This window comes from Sphingobacterium sp. IITKGP-BTPF85, from assembly GCF_001006065.1.
GTDB lineage: Bacteria > Bacteroidota > Bacteroidia > Sphingobacteriales > Sphingobacteriaceae > Sphingobacterium > Sphingobacterium anhuiense.
On record NZ_ASZT02000027.1, the window covers coordinates 16,673 to 33,218 of the forward strand.

At 34.3% G+C, this 16,546-nt stretch carries 16 protein-coding genes and 2 pseudogenes; 4 read left to right on the plus strand and 14 right to left on the minus strand.

Going from position 1 to position 16,546, the window contains the following annotated elements:
* Positions 1-2: 2 nt before the first annotated feature.
* The 4 genes from L950_RS37170 to L950_RS07645 all read right to left on the minus strand — a co-directional run bounded on the left by L950_RS37170 (position 3) and on the right by L950_RS07645 (position 3,727).
* Positions 3-116: a helix-hairpin-helix domain-containing protein gene (locus L950_RS37170; protein WP_410528107.1), complete on the minus strand. Its 114-nt coding sequence runs from the start codon at positions 114-116 to the stop codon at positions 3-5.
* Complete coding sequence (locus L950_RS07635; protein WP_052764353.1) at positions 65-871, minus strand: ComEA family DNA-binding protein; 807 nt, start codon at positions 869-871, stop codon at positions 65-67. Before L950_RS07635 ends, L950_RS37170 begins: the two co-directional genes overlap by 52 nt.
* Before the next feature lie 181 nt (positions 872-1,052).
* Positions 1,053-2,336: an efflux RND transporter periplasmic adaptor subunit gene (locus L950_RS07640; RefSeq protein WP_021188450.1), complete on the minus strand. Its 1,284-nt coding sequence runs from the start codon at positions 2,334-2,336 to the stop codon at positions 1,053-1,055.
* A gap of 20 nt (positions 2,337-2,356) precedes the next feature.
* The gene (locus tag L950_RS07645) at positions 2,357-3,727 is read right to left on the minus strand and encodes a TolC family protein (RefSeq protein WP_021188451.1); all 1,371 of its coding nucleotides are present in this window, start codon (positions 3,725-3,727) and stop codon (positions 2,357-2,359) included.
* A gap of 45 nt (positions 3,728-3,772) precedes the next feature.
* Between L950_RS07645 and L950_RS07650 the strand changes: the two are divergent.
* A pseudogene (locus L950_RS07650) lies at positions 3,773-4,380 on the plus strand (polysaccharide deacetylase family protein).
* Here L950_RS07650 and L950_RS07655 read toward each other — a convergent pair.
* The 5 genes from L950_RS07655 to L950_RS07670 all read right to left on the minus strand — a co-directional run bounded on the left by L950_RS07655 (position 4,359) and on the right by L950_RS07670 (position 9,480).
* Entirely contained in the window at positions 4,359-5,180 is an 822-nt protein-coding gene (locus tag L950_RS07655; RefSeq protein ID WP_021188452.1) for a DUF4249 domain-containing protein, read from the minus strand. The pseudogene L950_RS07650 and the gene L950_RS07655 overlap by 22 nt on opposite strands.
* A gap of 111 nt (positions 5,181-5,291) precedes the next feature.
* Positions 5,292-5,852 carry a hypothetical protein gene (locus L950_RS36340; RefSeq protein WP_316930570.1) on the minus strand — a complete coding sequence of 187 codons (561 nt, stop codon included), beginning with the start codon at positions 5,850-5,852 and terminating at the stop codon, positions 5,292-5,294.
* Between the two features lie 68 nt (positions 5,853-5,920).
* Positions 5,921-7,477 (minus strand): TonB-dependent receptor domain-containing protein, encoded by a 1,557-nt coding sequence (locus L950_RS07660; protein WP_316930571.1) that lies wholly within the window; start codon positions 7,475-7,477, stop codon positions 5,921-5,923.
* Between the two features lie 304 nt (positions 7,478-7,781).
* Positions 7,782-8,588, minus strand: coding sequence for an alpha/beta hydrolase (locus L950_RS07665; protein ID WP_231576970.1), 807 nt, complete (start codon positions 8,586-8,588; stop codon positions 7,782-7,784).
* Between the two features lie 10 nt (positions 8,589-8,598).
* Entirely contained in the window at positions 8,599-9,480 is an 882-nt protein-coding gene (locus L950_RS07670) for a hypothetical protein (RefSeq protein WP_021188453.1), read from the minus strand.
* Positions 9,481-9,538: 58 nt separating this feature from the next.
* Here L950_RS07670 and L950_RS07675 point away from each other — a divergent pair, with 58 nt between their 5' ends.
* Both L950_RS07675 and L950_RS07680 read left to right on the plus strand, forming a co-directional pair.
* Entirely contained in the window at positions 9,539-10,456 is a 918-nt protein-coding gene (locus L950_RS07675; RefSeq protein WP_031287311.1) for a DUF4377 domain-containing protein, read from the plus strand.
* A 70-nt stretch (positions 10,457-10,526) separates the two neighbouring features.
* Positions 10,527-11,275: pseudogene (locus L950_RS07680) on the plus strand (isocitrate lyase/phosphoenolpyruvate mutase family protein).
* A gap of 119 nt (positions 11,276-11,394) precedes the next feature.
* Here the strand turns inward: L950_RS07680 and L950_RS07685 are convergent.
* Positions 11,395-11,841: a TlpA family protein disulfide reductase gene (locus tag L950_RS07685; protein WP_052764354.1), complete on the minus strand. Its 447-nt coding sequence runs from the start codon at positions 11,839-11,841 to the stop codon at positions 11,395-11,397.
* Between the two features lie 226 nt (positions 11,842-12,067).
* Here L950_RS07685 and L950_RS07690 point away from each other — a divergent pair, with 226 nt between their 5' ends.
* Positions 12,068-12,526 carry a MaoC family dehydratase gene (locus tag L950_RS07690; RefSeq protein ID WP_021188455.1) on the plus strand — a complete coding sequence of 153 codons (459 nt, stop codon included), beginning with the start codon at positions 12,068-12,070 and terminating at the stop codon, positions 12,524-12,526.
* Between the two features lie 63 nt (positions 12,527-12,589).
* On the opposite strand, the gene L950_RS07695 is transcribed toward L950_RS07690, so the two are convergent.
* Genes L950_RS07695 through L950_RS07705 form a run of 4 tightly spaced genes read right to left on the minus strand, consistent with a single transcriptional unit; the run spans position 12,590 to position 16,512 of the window.
* Positions 12,590-13,816, minus strand: coding sequence for a beta-carotene 15,15'-monooxygenase (locus tag L950_RS07695; RefSeq protein WP_156169594.1), 1,227 nt, complete (start codon positions 13,814-13,816; stop codon positions 12,590-12,592).
* On the minus strand, positions 13,791-14,165 hold the full coding sequence (locus L950_RS26140) for a hypothetical protein (RefSeq protein ID WP_052764356.1): 375 nt from the start codon (positions 14,163-14,165) through the stop codon (positions 13,791-13,793). The genes L950_RS07695 and L950_RS26140 overlap by 26 nt, the downstream gene beginning before the upstream one ends.
* Positions 14,165-15,226, minus strand: coding sequence for an HlyD family secretion protein (locus L950_RS07700; protein ID WP_021188456.1), 1,062 nt, complete (start codon positions 15,224-15,226; stop codon positions 14,165-14,167). The genes L950_RS26140 and L950_RS07700 overlap by 1 nt, the downstream gene beginning before the upstream one ends.
* Positions 15,226-16,512, minus strand: coding sequence for a TolC family protein (locus L950_RS07705; RefSeq protein WP_197086305.1), 1,287 nt, complete (start codon positions 16,510-16,512; stop codon positions 15,226-15,228). The genes L950_RS07700 and L950_RS07705 overlap by 1 nt, the downstream gene beginning before the upstream one ends.
* Positions 16,513-16,546: the final 34 nt, after the last annotated feature.

Sequence of the window (16,546 nt, forward strand, 5' to 3'; positions counted from 1 at the left end):
CTTTAAAAGATTAAATACGGAGCAAGTTTACGCAAAAAATCATCATCTAATAAGATGACCTTTTTTAAATCTTCCAAATTACGAAAATGACCATGTTGATTTCTGTAATTGACGATTGCAGTACTTTGCTTAAAACTAATATAAGGATGTTTAGACAATGACTTACATCAAGCTCGTTAATTGTTAATTTTGAAACTGCATGATGAGGACTAATCTTTAGAAAAGGAAGTATGGCATCAAATGTTTCAACAGGCAGCCCATAAATCTCTTTAATCTGATCAACAGATACAAAGCCACCCAGAGACTCTCTATATTTCACAATCCTTTTGGCAAAAGTTGAACCGATACCTTTTAGCGCTATGAAAGCAGTAGTATCCGCATTGTTTATGTCGATCTCTCGAGTTTTTAATTTATTCTCAGAATCATTTTTAAACTGAGCTAAACTATCTTTTCCTCTATTTTGAACCTGATTTTTAACTGTCGTTGGTGCAATTTCAATATAATTTTCCAATTGCTTAAATGTAGCCGGAGAGATAGAATAGATCTTAGCTAAATCTTCCTTTTTATAAAATCGGCCTCCTTTTTCTCTATAATTGAGTATGACCTGAACCTGTTTCTCTTTCAATCCCAGTTTTATCCAGCCTGCTTTATCCAAACGATTGGGATCAAATCGAAATAAACTACCTTCACCCCCTTTATCATAAGGATCTTTATCTTTATGATCCCCTAAAGACCGATATTCATTCGATTGACCAACATCTGTTGTATCATTTTCAACAGATGTAAAAGCCTGAATATTGTAATTTTCTAAATTTAAGTCGGGTTTACTAAAAAAATTGGCTATAAAAGGAAAACTGAACAGGAATAGCATCAATATACTCAGTACAAAGAATCCATTCTGTCAGTTCTTGAGAACTTGAAGTATTTAAAAAACTGACGTAGCACAATAATTTAGTTTTCATTTAAAATACATAAAATTTAAATAAAACAAAACTAAATAATCTGAAAACCAGATAAATACTACATCAAAATACGTTATAAACTATTTTTATCTACTTTTCTACTTTACTATCGTTCTTTAAAGTTTTAGAAATAGCATCAAATGGCCTTGAGACAACCTCATCACCTTTTTTCAGACCCGATAAAATTATAATATTTTTATCGTCCTGAATGCCTGTTTTCACAACGGTTTGTTTAACCAATCCATTGTTAAAGACAAATACATATTCTTTCAAACTGTCTGTGCTTAAACTATCTGCTCCCGTACCATTTCTGATGGTAACAGATTGTATTGGAATAGCCAACCCCTTCTGATGTTTAGTAAAGATCTGTACTGTTGCAGATAGACCTGGTTTAAAAGGAGAGGCACTATTCTCCTTAATTAAATCCTCATAAGAGCTCAATTGTATACGCACTTTGACATTAAAGTTTGTAACCTGCTCGGTTGATGAACCAGCAGTCACTGTAGCAATATTTTTAGATGAAGAAGCTATCTCAGTAACAATACCTTTAAATTTACGATCTTGATAAGCATCAACTTCAATCTCTGCTTCGTTTCCTACACGGACGCGATTAATATCATTTTCATTCACATCCACATTCACTTCCATAGCGTCCATATTAGCTATACGCATGATTTCTGTACCCGCCATCTGTGCCGTTCCAACCACACGCTCGCCTAACTCAATAGATAATAATGACACGACACCGTCACTTGGCGAATAAATTGTTGTACGATCTAAATTATCTTTTGCTTCTTTGACAGTTGCCTGAGATTGGTCTATACCAAATTTCGTAGATAATACAGTCTGTCTTTGTGCTTCAATAGCTGCTAAAGTTGAGTAATATTCTGCCGAGCTTTTGTCCATTTCAGCTGCTGAGATCACTCTTTTATTAAACAGTTCAAGATTTCTCTTGTAAGTTGCTTCAACATTACTAAAATTAGCTTGTTGCTGTTTTAATTGTTGTTGTGCAGCTGCGAGATTTGCTTTCTGAGAATTCAAAGTCGCAATAGATCTTTCATAACCTGATTGCAAAATATCAGGTTTTATACGACAGAGAACTTGTCCCTTTTTCACTAAATCACCTTCTTTAATATTCAGTTCCACAACTTCGCCAGATACCTCAGAGCTCAACTTAACTTCAAATTCTGGTTGAATTTTACCACTTGCAGAAACCAGCTCATTGATATTCATTTCCTTTACAGGATCTACAGCAACTTTAACGATATCCCCTTTTCCGAACCATCCCAATTTGCTGCCAACTAAAACCAATATTAATAGAACAACTGCACTTATTAATATGATTTTTGGTAATTTATTTTTCTTTTTAGCCATTTCAGATTTTCATTAAGGGGTTATTTAATATCAAATTTAATTGGATTTCCAACATAATAATCAATTATTTTATCTTTAAAGATCATATTATACTTTGCTTGGATTAAATCAAATTCTGCTTTATTTCTATTTGTTTGTGCGGTAAACAGTTCAATACCATTCGCCATACCTATATCATAGCGTTCTTTGATCACTTGAAATGCATCTGTCGCACTACTAAAAGCAGCTAAACTAGATTGATAACGCTGTGCTGCGGCAGAAAGGTCTAAAACAGCCTGATTAACGGTTTTATTTAAATTTGTTTCTAAAAGCTGTTGATTGGTTTCTGCCAATTCTAGATTAATCTTAGCTTTTGATACATTTATTCGGTTTTTATTATTGTCAAAAATTGGTACCGACAAAGTCAGTCCTGCCCCAAATGATTTATTTTGATTAAACTGGTCACCAAAAGGAAGATAATCTCCGGTAATTAAATTTCTTCCTTTGGAAGAATAATTGGTACCATAACTCACTCCTAATGAAAGAGAAGGATAATAGCCTCCTTTCGCAATATCAATTTGTTTTAATGCTACTTCCTTATCTAATTGAGCCTTCTTTACCTCTGGATTGAAACTTTTAGCTTTTTCAAAGACATTAACTGCCGAATATTGACCTAGCACATAGTCCACCGCTTCTACTTCTGGTTTAACCAATTTCAACTCTGCTTGTGGAGACATCTCCATCAATTGTTTCAATGTCAATAAAGAAGATTCATAGGCATTTCTAGCATTTACCAAATTAAGCTCATCCGTGGCAACTTGATTTTTAGATTGAGAAAGATCTGCCAAAGTTTTATTACCTACTTGAAATTGGATGGAATCATTTTTCACCTGCTCTTTGGATAAAAGAATCTGCTGCTGGCTCGCAATCGTCAATTCACTGTTTGTGATTGCTTCCAAATAATTAACCAATACAGATAACATCAAATCATATTTTATCTTTTCAATTTGCGTAGCGGACGACTCTAATAGTAATTTATTAGCTTTGATTTGGTTGATCTTCTGAAAACCTTGAAAAATGGTTACATTAGAACTCACAGAAGCGCTAGATGTCCTCGTCCATTCATTTCCTGTGATCACAGTACCCGATACTTGGTCAAATGCAAATCCATTATTAAATCGCTGATTTACACCTATGCTCAAATCGGGATATAAATTGGATTTTGCCTGATAGACGTCCTGCGCCGCTAAATCTTTATTTAAACTAGCCTGCTTGACCTGCAGATTTCTTTCTAAAGTAATTCGAATAGCTTCCTCTACGGTTATTTGTCCTTGTCCAAACCCCGCATACCCCATCAAGGAAAACATGATGGTCATAAAAGCCATTTTCTTATAATTTTTTCTATCGTCCATAGTAAGAACCTAATAGTTTTAATATTTTTGCTAAAATAAAAATGTATGTATCTCGTTAAAGCACCTTTCTTTCTTAAATTATTATATCCAAAATCAATCTGGAATAAATCAAGGAAAGAAAACAAAATTTACCTCACTTTTGATGATGGTCCTATTCCGGAATTAACTCCATTTGTTTTAGATACTTTAAAACAGTACAACATCAAAGCGACTTTTTTTGCGTAGGTGAAAATATTAAAAAAAATCCACATTTATTCGAAAGAATTTTGTCTGAAGGCCATCAAGTCGGAAATCATACTTACAATCATTTAAAAGGCTGTAAAACTGACGATGCTAAGTATCTCGAAAACATCCGACAGTGTCAAGAGCTTACCAAAAGTAAGCTATTTCGCCCTCCATATGGAAGAGCTAAAAAATCTCAATTAAAAGAACTCTATTCTGCATATGAAATTATTATGTGGGATGTTCTAACCGGTGATTTTGACCTTTCACTTTCCCCTGACCAGTGTTTAAAAAATGCAATCAGAAATACCGAAAATGGATCAATTATCGTTTTTCATGACAATATAAAAGCAATACCTCGTGTAGAATATGCACTTCCTAAAACTATAGCTTATTTATTAGAGAAAAACTACCGATTCGAAGTGTTATGATTTGCTTTTTCAAGTACTTTTAGTTCATAGTATTGCGCACTACTAACACTAAAATATCCAAGTGCACCATTAGATATATTAGATATCGGATTAGAGGGAGCTGCAGAACCTGGATTTAACCCTTTAACATTGGACCAGTATGTGTATACATCCTTGGCGATACATTGTCTCAAAACTTGAATTTCGTCTCCAACTTTTATGTCTTCATCTTCATTACTTATTTCATGCTCAACAAATAATCCATCATTAAATTTATCACTAAATACATCGCTAAATTTAAATTCCTCATCATTCAATTTCAACTTATACTTGTAATAGTTTTCTTGATTAGCTGGATCATTAAAACCAAATGAAGCATATATATATTCATCATTAAATCTTTTTTTACGAACTAAACCGATGGAATCTACTGCTACATATTTAGGCATGATACAGGTTGACTCAAAATGGCTTCCATCAGACATTGTAACTGATAAGGCATATCGATCACCTTCTTTGAAAGTCATTCTATCAATAACATAGCTACCATTATTCCTATCAGCAAATTGATAAGAACGGCCACTACTCATATTTGTCACTTGCACATAAGCGCCTAACACCGGATCGTTGGGTGATGTATTCGAAAAGTCGACAACACGGTTAATGGAGATTGTTTGAGACACATTTGCATTATGCAGATCTCCGACAATAACATATTTACCGACTACAGCATCCAACTCTAAATCTATTTTATCTTCACATGAACTTAAAAATACGGCCGTTACCAACACGATACAATTAAAAACAGTTTTTATATTCATCACAATAATTTATTTATTCATTAATAATCAGTTTTTATAGATCATCACGCTAATGCTTGATTTGATGATTTAACTTCTTGAATACCTATCGGTACCTTACTTTTAAAATCATTAAAATTTAAAATTCCAGGTCACAGAAGGAATTATACCGAATAAAGCGATACGGTAAGCCTCGGTAATATTAGCATTATCCTCATTCTCTCTAAAATCAATTAAGTACGCGTTTTTTCTGTTGTATGCATTATACAGCCCAAAAGACCACGATGAGGAATACCTTTTATTGAGCTTGGCACCTGGATCGTAAGTTGCAGATACATCAAGACGGTGATAATTAGGCATCCGATAACTATTGCGATCTGTATAATAAAACAAGGTTTTACCGTCTACTTGATATTTTCCAGAAGGAAAAGTAACCGCATCACCTGTGTAGTAAACAAATGTAGAGCCCAAAGTCCATTTATCTGTCAGCTTATACATCGCTACTAAAGCGACATTATGAGTTTTATCTTGTCTGGCATTGAACCATGCTCCATTATTAATCTGATCAAATTGACGCTCACTTTTCGATAGCGTATAGCTCAACCATCCTGTTAATTTTCCTTTATTTTTTTTCAAAAACCATTCTACGCCATAAGCTCTTCCTTTACCGAATAATAATTCTCCATCCAACATTTCGTTTGCCTGTAAGTCAGCACCATTCTTAAAATCAATCTGGTTTTGCAGATCTTTGTAATAGGCTTCTACCGAAGCTTCATATTTTGCATTTCAAAATTCTGAAAATAGCCTAGTGATACTTGATTTGCTAACTGTGGTTTGATGTTATTGGAACTTAAAACAAATTGATCTGTTGGAAGGCTTGATGTCGTATTCGTCAGCTGATGCAAGTTTTGAGAATTACGATTTAAGGATGCCTTTATACTTTGATTGTCATTGAACATATAATTTAATGACAATCTTGGTTCTACAGTGAGATAATTTTGAATTATCTGATTTTTCTCATAAATAGTTTTCTCTGTGGCATTTCCATCAGCATCAAAACTATAGATGGTACCTGGCCCTAACATACTATAGTTATTAACGCGTACACCGTACAATGCTTTAAATTTATCTGATATAGACCATTCATCTGACACGTAAACAGCCGTCTCCAACCCTTTTCTTGGTTCGATCTCAATTGTGTTTACTGCGGATCCCTCTCCCCCAAAAAGACTGGCAGGACGAATTGTCTGAACAGATGCTTGAACTCCAAACCGGATCTGATGATCATTATTAGGATAATATTGAAAATCTTGTTTAAAATTCAAATTTTCAATCTTTGAAGTGATTTTGAAGTTTGAATTATCTTCAATATTCACGTTGTAATTAAAATCGCTGTAGATAAATGTTGTGTTACTAAAGAGCTTATTAGTCCAAACGTGATTCCAGCGTATCGTACCAGTCGCATTACCCCAATTAAAATCAAACAAATCACTATAGGCCATGGCATCTTTTCCAAAATAACCAGATAGAAACAAGGAATTCTTATTATCAAAACGATAATTTACTTTAGCATTCAGGTCATAGAAAAACAATTTGCTTTTGTTTACATCTTCATCCTTCGATAATTTAAGAAATAAATCGGCATAAGTTCTACGTCCACTAATCATAAAAGACCCTTTGTCTTTTACTATAGGTCCTTCCACTTTAAGTCTAGATGCGATTAAGCCCACACCTCCTTCTACACCAAACTCCTTGTTATTTCCATCAATCATACTGATGTCCATAACCGAGGAAACCTTACCTCCAAAATGTGCCGGCATACCACCTTTATAAAAATTCACATCTTTAATCGCATCAGAATTAAATGTAGAGAAAAAACCAAATAAATGTGACGCATTATATACCGCTGCTTCATCTAGTAATATTAAATTCTGATCACCCCCACCACCACGCACATAAAAAGAACTACTGCCTTCTCCTCCACTTGTCACACCTGGTAGCAATTGAATTGTTTTTAAAACGTCTTGCTCTCCAAAAACAACGGGAATATTTTTAATATCTTTTATTTCTAATTTAACCAAACCGGTTTGCACACCAGATACATTACCGATCTTCCGTCTTCCTGACACCACAACTTCGTCAAGCTTTCTTCCTCCAGGGGTCATATCAACATTGAGTACACTATCTCGATCAATCACAACATTGAAAACTTGCTCATCAAATCCAACATAAGATACAGCAATAGATTGATTTCCGGCAGGCAACTGAATGGAATAGAATCCATAATTATTTGTTCTTGCAATCTGACTAGAATTCAAATCCCGAATTACTGCTCCAATTAGAGTTTCACCATTAGCTGCGTTTTTAATGTATCCAGAATATTGGAATTTGCCCTGAGCAAATTTGAGAAAAAAAATAAAAAGAACAAGACAAAAAAGATAGGTCTAAGAGATCGTAACATTATTTTGATTTAGTGTTTACCAAAGATAAAAAAAGCCTTGTGGTTAGCAAGGCTTTGTGTCATAAGTTTATAATTAATTAATAAAGATTTTGGAAAACAAAAATAAATCATTTATTCATAATAGCCAATTATTTATTAATTTTTTACAAAAGTATCTTTTTTTATAAAGAACTCATTGAAAAATGCCATCTGATAAATGATTGATTTAGACCAATAATCCAGTTATGGGCACCTGACCGGGTAATAAATGTATGTGGAATATTGTTATAATCTAATTTATCATGAATTGCTACATTTACTTTATAGAAAAAATCTTCCTTCCCACAATCTATGATCAAATCCAATTTGTTGGGTTCAAGCAAATGCACCTGATTGATAACTGATTTATTCTCCCATTCAACAGGATGAGCCGTATAGGTTCCGATTCTACTTTTGATATTCCAATTCATAGGAAAAGGACGAATATCCAATCCACCAGAGGTACTTCCGGCGGCACCGTATATATCCTGATGATTAAGCGCTAATGTCATGGCTCCATGTCCTCCCATGCTCAATCCTGTTATTGCTCGTGCCGATCGATCTTTCTTTGTTGAATAATTAGCATCAATATGTGTTATTAGTTCTTGACTAACAAAAGTATCATACTGATAATTTTGATCACCTTTTACGTCCCAATACCAGCTATCAAATCCTCCATCAGGACAGACAACTATGTATTGATAGTTATCAACAAGCTTTTTTACAGCAGGAACATTATTTACCCAATTATCATAACGTCCACCAAAACCATGAAGTAGATAAAGCACGGGATATTGATTTTTCTTATCGTATTTTTCAGGTAGAATTACAACAGCCTTTATCCCTTTAAGCATACTTTTACTATTGATTGTTAATGTATCTACAGTAGCGGCATGACCTTTAATGAGAAATAAAAAAAATAGTGCCACTAACCAATATTTGAGTTTCATGTTCATTGTATTATAGTTTTTCAAAAAAATAAAGTGATGATTTAAGTCCAAACGGACGTTCACTGATGGTATAAAATCCTTCTCCGTTTAATCCAAAAGTAATAGCTTCCCCCTGTGGTTCAATCTGATAAGGAATTAATGTGGGTTTCCTAGACAGAGCCTGTTCAATCGACTCGTTCCTATTTCTAGTCCAATAAAATATTTGCGTTAAGTTCTTAATTATTATCGCACTACCTGTGGGACTGATATTTGCGGAAGTTGTAAAAGTAAATGGCAATGTTTGAACAGGTGTCAATAGGCTGAAATTCTTTTTCACATTATTAAATATTGTAGCCTTATAAACTGTTGATTGAAAATCTCTTTTCGAAATAACATAAAGCTGACGATCTACGGGATCAACAAATAAAGCTTCTGCATCCCGAGGACCATTCTTATATCGCAACGTAACGGTACGGATTACTTTCTTCGGAATATGAATTAGCGTATCACCATGCTGATATGTTGGCTCAGGAAATATGTGAAGTTTAATATTTTCACGTTTCGAATTATTATCTCCAATATCTGCTAAAATTAAAAATGAATTTCCATTGATGATTACGCGCGCTATATCTTCACAGTCCTTCACAACAATGGATTCTAGTTCATATGTACATAACAAACTACATTTCTTATCGATCAAATAAACCCGAGCCTTATCTCCACTATCATTGTGCACCCAAAAACAGGATGATTGTTTCGCATTGATAATTCCGGACAATTCATTTAATTTCCTATCAGAAATCTCACCTAAGGCCACCTGCGATTTAAAGAGCTGTTGGCTGGTTTGGGTAAATGCGATATGAAATTGTAAAAACAAAAAGGAAAAAACAATAACTTTGTTTAATAGGTTCATGCGTTAAAAATACAATATTTTTTAATCAAACAACGTTTTCTATTTACAAATGAAGCATATGATCAAATTTTCATCTCTAATATTTTTACATCTTACAGCATTTAGTTTAACATCTTTGGCGCAAACAAATGATTTTACAATTAAAATGAAAAGCGGTATCCAGAAAGAGCAGGCATTGCAGGTAAAATATTATAATAGTGCAGATTGGGAACCTTTTTATGCTAAAATAGAATCTTTCACCTACGATCCTAATTATAACTATGAACTGCGAATTAGAAGAACAAAAGTAGCGAATTCACTACCAAATAAATCTAGTTATCGTTATACTCTCCTAAAAACAGTACAAAAATCTGAGGTCAACTCGGAAAAAATGACCTTAGAAATCAATGATAAATGGGTAGATTGTCAGGGCGTAGGGCAAATGAAATGCTTACAGGTAAGATCTACTCCCAAAGATGATTGGGAATATTTTTACAGTCATATAAACGGATTTGATTACGAGGAAGGTTATATTTATAAATTAATAGTGAAGCGTACCAAAATCGAAAATCCTCCGCAAGATGCTTCAGCTTATCAGTATGATCTTGTAAAAATTGTGACAAAAACAGCAAGTAAAAACAAAAGATCTTTACCAACAGCCGCAGTATTCTTATCTAGACATAAGTGGAAATTGATTAGTTTAAATGGAAAAGACGTAGCGAAATATAATGCTTACCTACTTTTTGACGCTGAAAAGGGCCGGATATCAGGAAACTCGAGCTGTAATAATTTCTTTGGACCCTTTATCATTACTAGTAATACGATTGAGTTTCCAAATATAGGAACAACGATGCGGGCATGTATGGGTGATAATATTGAATCTGACTTATATCAAATCCTTGAAAACAGAGAACTTCATTATGATATAGCGGAGCAGACATTTAATCTTTATATTAAAAATAAACACGTTGCAATTTTCGGTCTTACAGAAAAATAAGTCTTCAATAATGCTTTTTACAAAAACAAATATGTAGGATGATGTGTTTTACAATAAAAATATCGTAATTATGTCATATACAAAATTCACAAAACTGCATCAGCAGAGTAGCTTGCTGATTTTAGGAAATGTCTGGGATGCACAAAGTGCTAAAATAGCGGCATCTGCCGGATTTCAGGCTTTAGGGACCTCCAGTCATGCAATTGCTAATTCACTTGGCTATGCCGATGGAGAGCAAATGCCTGTGAATGAGTTATTATTTGTCGTCGAAAGAATAGTGAAATCCGTAAAATACCTGTTTCTGTCGATTTTGAATCTGGTTATTCGGACAACCCATTTGAAGTTGCTAAATATGTAACACAGCTTTCTGAAATGGGCGTTGTAGGAATCAATTTGGAGGACGGAAAGGTGGTTAAGTCTGGACGCAAGCTTGGTAAAACAGGTATTTTAACAGAAAAGATTGAGGCAATTAAATCGACTACTAAGAATATATTTATCAATGCTAGAATTGATACCTTTACCACTAAACATGAAAATGCGCTCGAAGAAACCATTAAAAGAGCGAAAATTTATGAAGAAGCAGGTGCTGATGGTTTATTTGTACCACTAGCAGAAACTAAAACAGATATCGAAAAAATTGTTAATTCAACACGTTTACCGCTTAATTTATTTCTAACAGATAAACTCGCAAAACCCGCTGTATTAGCAGAACTAGGTGTGAAAAGACTGAGCCATGGGGCAAAAATTTACGAATATTTAGTCGCTCAAAACACAAAACTATTTCATGATTTTTTGGCAAATCCAAAACTTCCTAAATAATATTTTATAACAGCCATTTTACTAATTTAAATGGCTGTTATAATTTTATTCCTCACTCAACTGCTGTAGTGCTTCTTTAAATTTAGTTGACTTAAAGTTCATTCCCCCTACATGTTTATTTACCAGTACCCCTTTTCTATCCAGAATAATTGTTGTTGGTATAGATTTCGTTTGCAAATCCACCGGTAGCTCTGTTTTAATACGATACACTGGAATACTATACTTCTTTTTTTCATAAAATGCTCCCCTTTAACTGCATTGCCGTCCATATCTACTGCCATGAAAATGATATTCCTATTTTCTCTCATGTCGAGATAAAGTTGATTCAGTCCCGGCATCTCAGCTAGACAGGGCATACACCATTTTGCCCAATAGTTGATCACAACAACCTTTCCTTTCAGATTGCTTAAATTGATATCCTCACCATTACTATTTTCAAATAAAACATCATAATCTTGTTGCAATCTTGATGAATACTCTTTTATATTTATGGAAACAATAAAGGAGGAACAAATAAATCCAATCATCAAAATTAACCATCCTACATTTTTTTGGTAAACGCGCATAACATTATTTATAGTCTAATGTCAAAAATAGAGTTTTTCATCAACTTTTATAATAGCATTAACTAAACACCAACCTCACAATCAAAAGATTAACGAAATAAAAGATAACCTTTTGCTGTATTCCTTAAAATGGTAATCTTATTTTAATATATAATCGCTATATTCATTTAAACAAACTGATACATGATCAAAAATAATCAGCTTACAACTAACATATCAAAGAAATATGCTTACAATAAACAATTACGAAGATTATAAATCCTATGAAGGAAAGCTTTTGGGATTATCAGAATGGCACAAAATTGATCAGCAACAGATCAATAGTTTTGCAGATGCTACTCTAGACCATCAATGGATTCATGTCGATAAAGAAAAAGCTGAGTCCGAAGGACCTTTCAAATCTACTATTGCACATGGATACTTAACCCTCTCGCTCATCCCCTACCTTTGGAAGCAAATCGCTGAGGTTAGAAATGTGAAAATGGAGATTAATTACGGTATTGAAAATCTAAAATTTGGCCAAGCTGTTTTAGTTAATAGTGAAGTTCAGTTGCAAGCAAAAGTAAAATCTGTAACCAATTTAAGAGGTGTTATAAAAGTTATTATTGAAGCTACATTATTGATTAAGGACAATGCTAAACCTGCATATGTAGGTGATGTTATATTCCTTTATCACTTCATGTAGTAAATATACAAAGCATCCATGTTCATATAATTGGACATGGATGCTTCGTATATTTAACAAAAGCTAAGCGGGAGATACGATATTCCGCTTAAGTTTTTTATACATACTTTTAAGCGATGGTGATAAAAAAATAACAATCAGAATACCAATGCTGATGAGTGACATCAATTCATAATAATCCATTGCAAAACGTACAAAAGCCTGATTTTTGACACGTTCTGTCACCAATTTGATCGCTGTTGCATGTTCATGAAACTGAAGACCATTTTTCAGCAACGTTGCACTTTCTTTTTCAAAATAACGCTGTAAAATGATATTATTCTGCTGCAGATAGTCTTGAAAAACCATCTGATGTTGATTGGCGTCAAATAATTTGAAGAAATTTTGTAAACCGATACTACTGGTATAGCCCAAATACCGTATAGCCAGACAAACCGCCGCCGCAGAAACGGCCAAATGTGACTTCACACTCGCTATTGTAAATAAAATAGTAGGCACCATGATCAATCCAACCCCAAATCCGTGGAGCCATAAAGGAATCCAGAAATAATAATCATTCCCTTCGCTTTCAAAAGAAAAAAACATCACCTGATGGAAACTCAATAAAAAACAATAACCTAATATCCAGATCCACTTGACTGCTTTATGGGCAACAATCCAGTACATGGAAAATAATACCCCCATTATAATTCCTAAAATATTAAACCACTGCACATGGGATAAATGGATCGGATCTAGTTTTAAAACCTGAGAAAAATATTGATTGGACACGGAAAGTGAAAATCGTTCGATATACATCATAAAAAGGATCAATAACCCTAAAAGTAAGCGTCGATTTTTAAAGAGGGAAATATCAACATACACGCGTTTTAAAATCATCTGACGAATAATAAAGCAAATTAACAAAGCAATCCCCAGTAACAATGCAACCTGCATATGCTGATCCGAAAACCAGTACACTTCTTGTCCATACACCATCATATAACCAAAGGCAATGATGACACCACTAAAATAGATACTACTTGGCCAGTCTAGTGAAAACAAAGGATAAGGTCTAATATGACGTATTGATTTCATTGAAATCAATACCAGTAATAAGCCCGGCATAAAAGCTAACGCAGCATAAAGATATAGTACATCGAAATTAAAGGAATCAATAAACTCTGCAGTAACAAAACTATTGAAAGGAGAGCTGCAGAGCAACATTCCGAAAAAGATAGAATAGCTTACCTCCTTGGCTCGCTCACTATTTAATCTTGAAAAATCATCGATATGGATAGTTGACCGCACTTGCAAATAACATTCCCTGCAGAAAGCGCAAAGCATAGACCCAAGTAATATCCGTAATCCAGTACATCAGAAAACAATTCAATATCTGTAATAAATTGAATATAACATAATATTGCTTTACTGGAAAAAAGAGGAAAAAACGTCTTTCTAAAATATAAAAGCCAACAAATCCGGCATAGAACAGAATTATCAAAAACTGAACATCGCTGGGCTGACTGCCATAATAACCTGCAGTAACTTGAATATTGGCTCCGGGCAAAAAGAATAATACCATACTCGGCATTAAGCAGCTGAATAATATTAGCTTAATCAACCATTCCGGAACCCATTCCTTAAATATCTCTTTCACTACTTTTTATTTTTAACAACCGATACATTGACATTCATGCCTGAGCGCAAGATTTGTTCACCCTGCTTTTTATCCAATTCAATTCGCACTGGAACACGTTGTACTATTTTAACAAAATTTCCAGTTGCATTATCAGGAGGTAACAAAGAAAAAGAAGAGCCTGTAGCAGGGGAAATTGAAATAATTTTCCCTTTAAAGACTTGATCGGGATAAGCATCAGCGATCACCTCTACTGAATCTTGAATACGCAGATAGCGCAATTGGGTTTCTTTAAAATTTGCAGTCACCCAAGTCGGTGTCTCAGCATTAACAATAAATCCCAATACTTCACCAGCATTGACCATCTGCCCCTCTTCAATACTCCGTTTGCCAATCATACCGTCATAAGGAGCACGAACCACTGTGTATCCAACATCCAGATGTTTTCTTCCTGCCGCAGCAGCCAGTCTATTCTTTTCTGCACTGACTACTGTTTTTTGCACTTCGACATCTCTGACACGCTCTTGCGAAGCTTCCAATTTATGCTGAAGTGCGGCCAATTCACTTTTATACACATCTAATGTCGCTTTGACATCTTCCATTTGCTGGGCTGTGGCAGATTTTTCTTCATAAAGAAATTTATACCGATCATACTCTAGTTGTTGCTTCGTTACCCTAGCCTCATTTGCATCAATAGATTTCTTTAATGATTCATGCTCCTCCATTAGGATCTGCTTTTGACTGCTCAACACATTCATTTCAGCATGCTCTTTGTATACAGAAGCATTAGCTTGATCGGCCTCGTATCTATATTCACGTTGATCAATAATCAGCAACGTATCACCGCGTTTTACAAATTGGTGATCATGGTAATGCACAGAGACAATGTACCCTCCCACTCTGGAGATAATAGGATTGATATACTGAGTTACCTGGGCATCATTTGTGTAAGCATAGTTTAACCGAATCCATAATGTGCGTCCTCCCCAGAACAATAATGCACATAATACAAGTGCTGCGATCCAGTTTGTTAATTTTGTCAACTTAGCATCGGTCAATGACCAACGAGATTTAGGTTTCATTAAATAGTACCTTTTAAGAATTCAATAAAATAATAGTGTTTCTGTATTGCTATTTTAGCAGTTTCGAGTTCAAATAACGTTTTTAGATGCTCCATGTCTGCGTCTAACAGATCTGTAACAAGAGCTGATGATTTAAAATAACGGTTTTTGATAATACGAGCATTTTCTTTGGCAAGACCAACATTCTTCAAGCACACATCTCGTTGTACACAAGCTAATTTATAATCCAGATGTGCTTGTAAAAGTTGATGTTGCATATGCTCTTCTTCTAGATGGTGCTTTACTTCTTCTCTATCCACTGCAACTTTCGCAATTCTTACGAGATTTTTATTACTATAAACAGCTGAAATTGGGATCTTCAATTTGAGACCGACAATTCCTAAATTATACCAACTATCATTATATGGGTATAGAAATATCTGTGGATTGGCAAAAGTAAAATTACCAGCAAGACCAAGTTCTGGCAGATAATTTGCTTTAGATTGCTTAATTGCCAGCTGTTTTATTTTCACTTCCTGTTCAGATTGCTGCAACACAAAAGCATGGTGTTTAGCAAAAGCCCAGGATTCATCATAACTATCAACCTTTACTATAAAATCATGTGGCACTGGAACGATTGTGGCATCGCCACCAATAATGAAATTTAATCTCTGATTGAATGCTTGAATATCATGGTCAATTTGAACCAGCAACAGTTCGCGTTTAGAAAGTTCCAGTTCCATACGCAACACATCACTATGGAGTAAAGTACCCGAAGTATATAAATTTTTTATTTCTTTTAACTGGGCTTTCTGATCAATAATATCTGATTCAATTAAGGTTTTATCCATATAAGATCTTTCTAGATCTAAAAACAGATTACATACATCCAATTTGATCCCTGCTTTATCATTTGCCCACGCAATAGAAGCAAGCACCTGTTCCAATTTTCGGGATTCAATTTTCATCATATCTTTATGACCATTGTAAAGATTTAGATAAAAATCAACCCCAGTATCATATAAATAATGAATGACATCGTGTTGACTTGGTTTGTTAAATAGTCCATGATCATAGACGGGCATATTGGTTGCATAACTAGCAGAACCACGTAATGAAATTTCCGGGAGCAATTCCATTCGCTGTTGTTGGACTGCAAATTTACTTTCTTCAATCTGCAAATAGGAAGTTTCTATTTGCTTGGAATTCAGCAATGACTTACTGATTATATCTTCCAAAGATGTTCGTAACGTATCAGAAGCCTGGACTTCTGAAATAGCAGATAATAACAACCCAATTGTTAGCATCCGCTTTACCATGCTGGTAATAAATATCACTTTC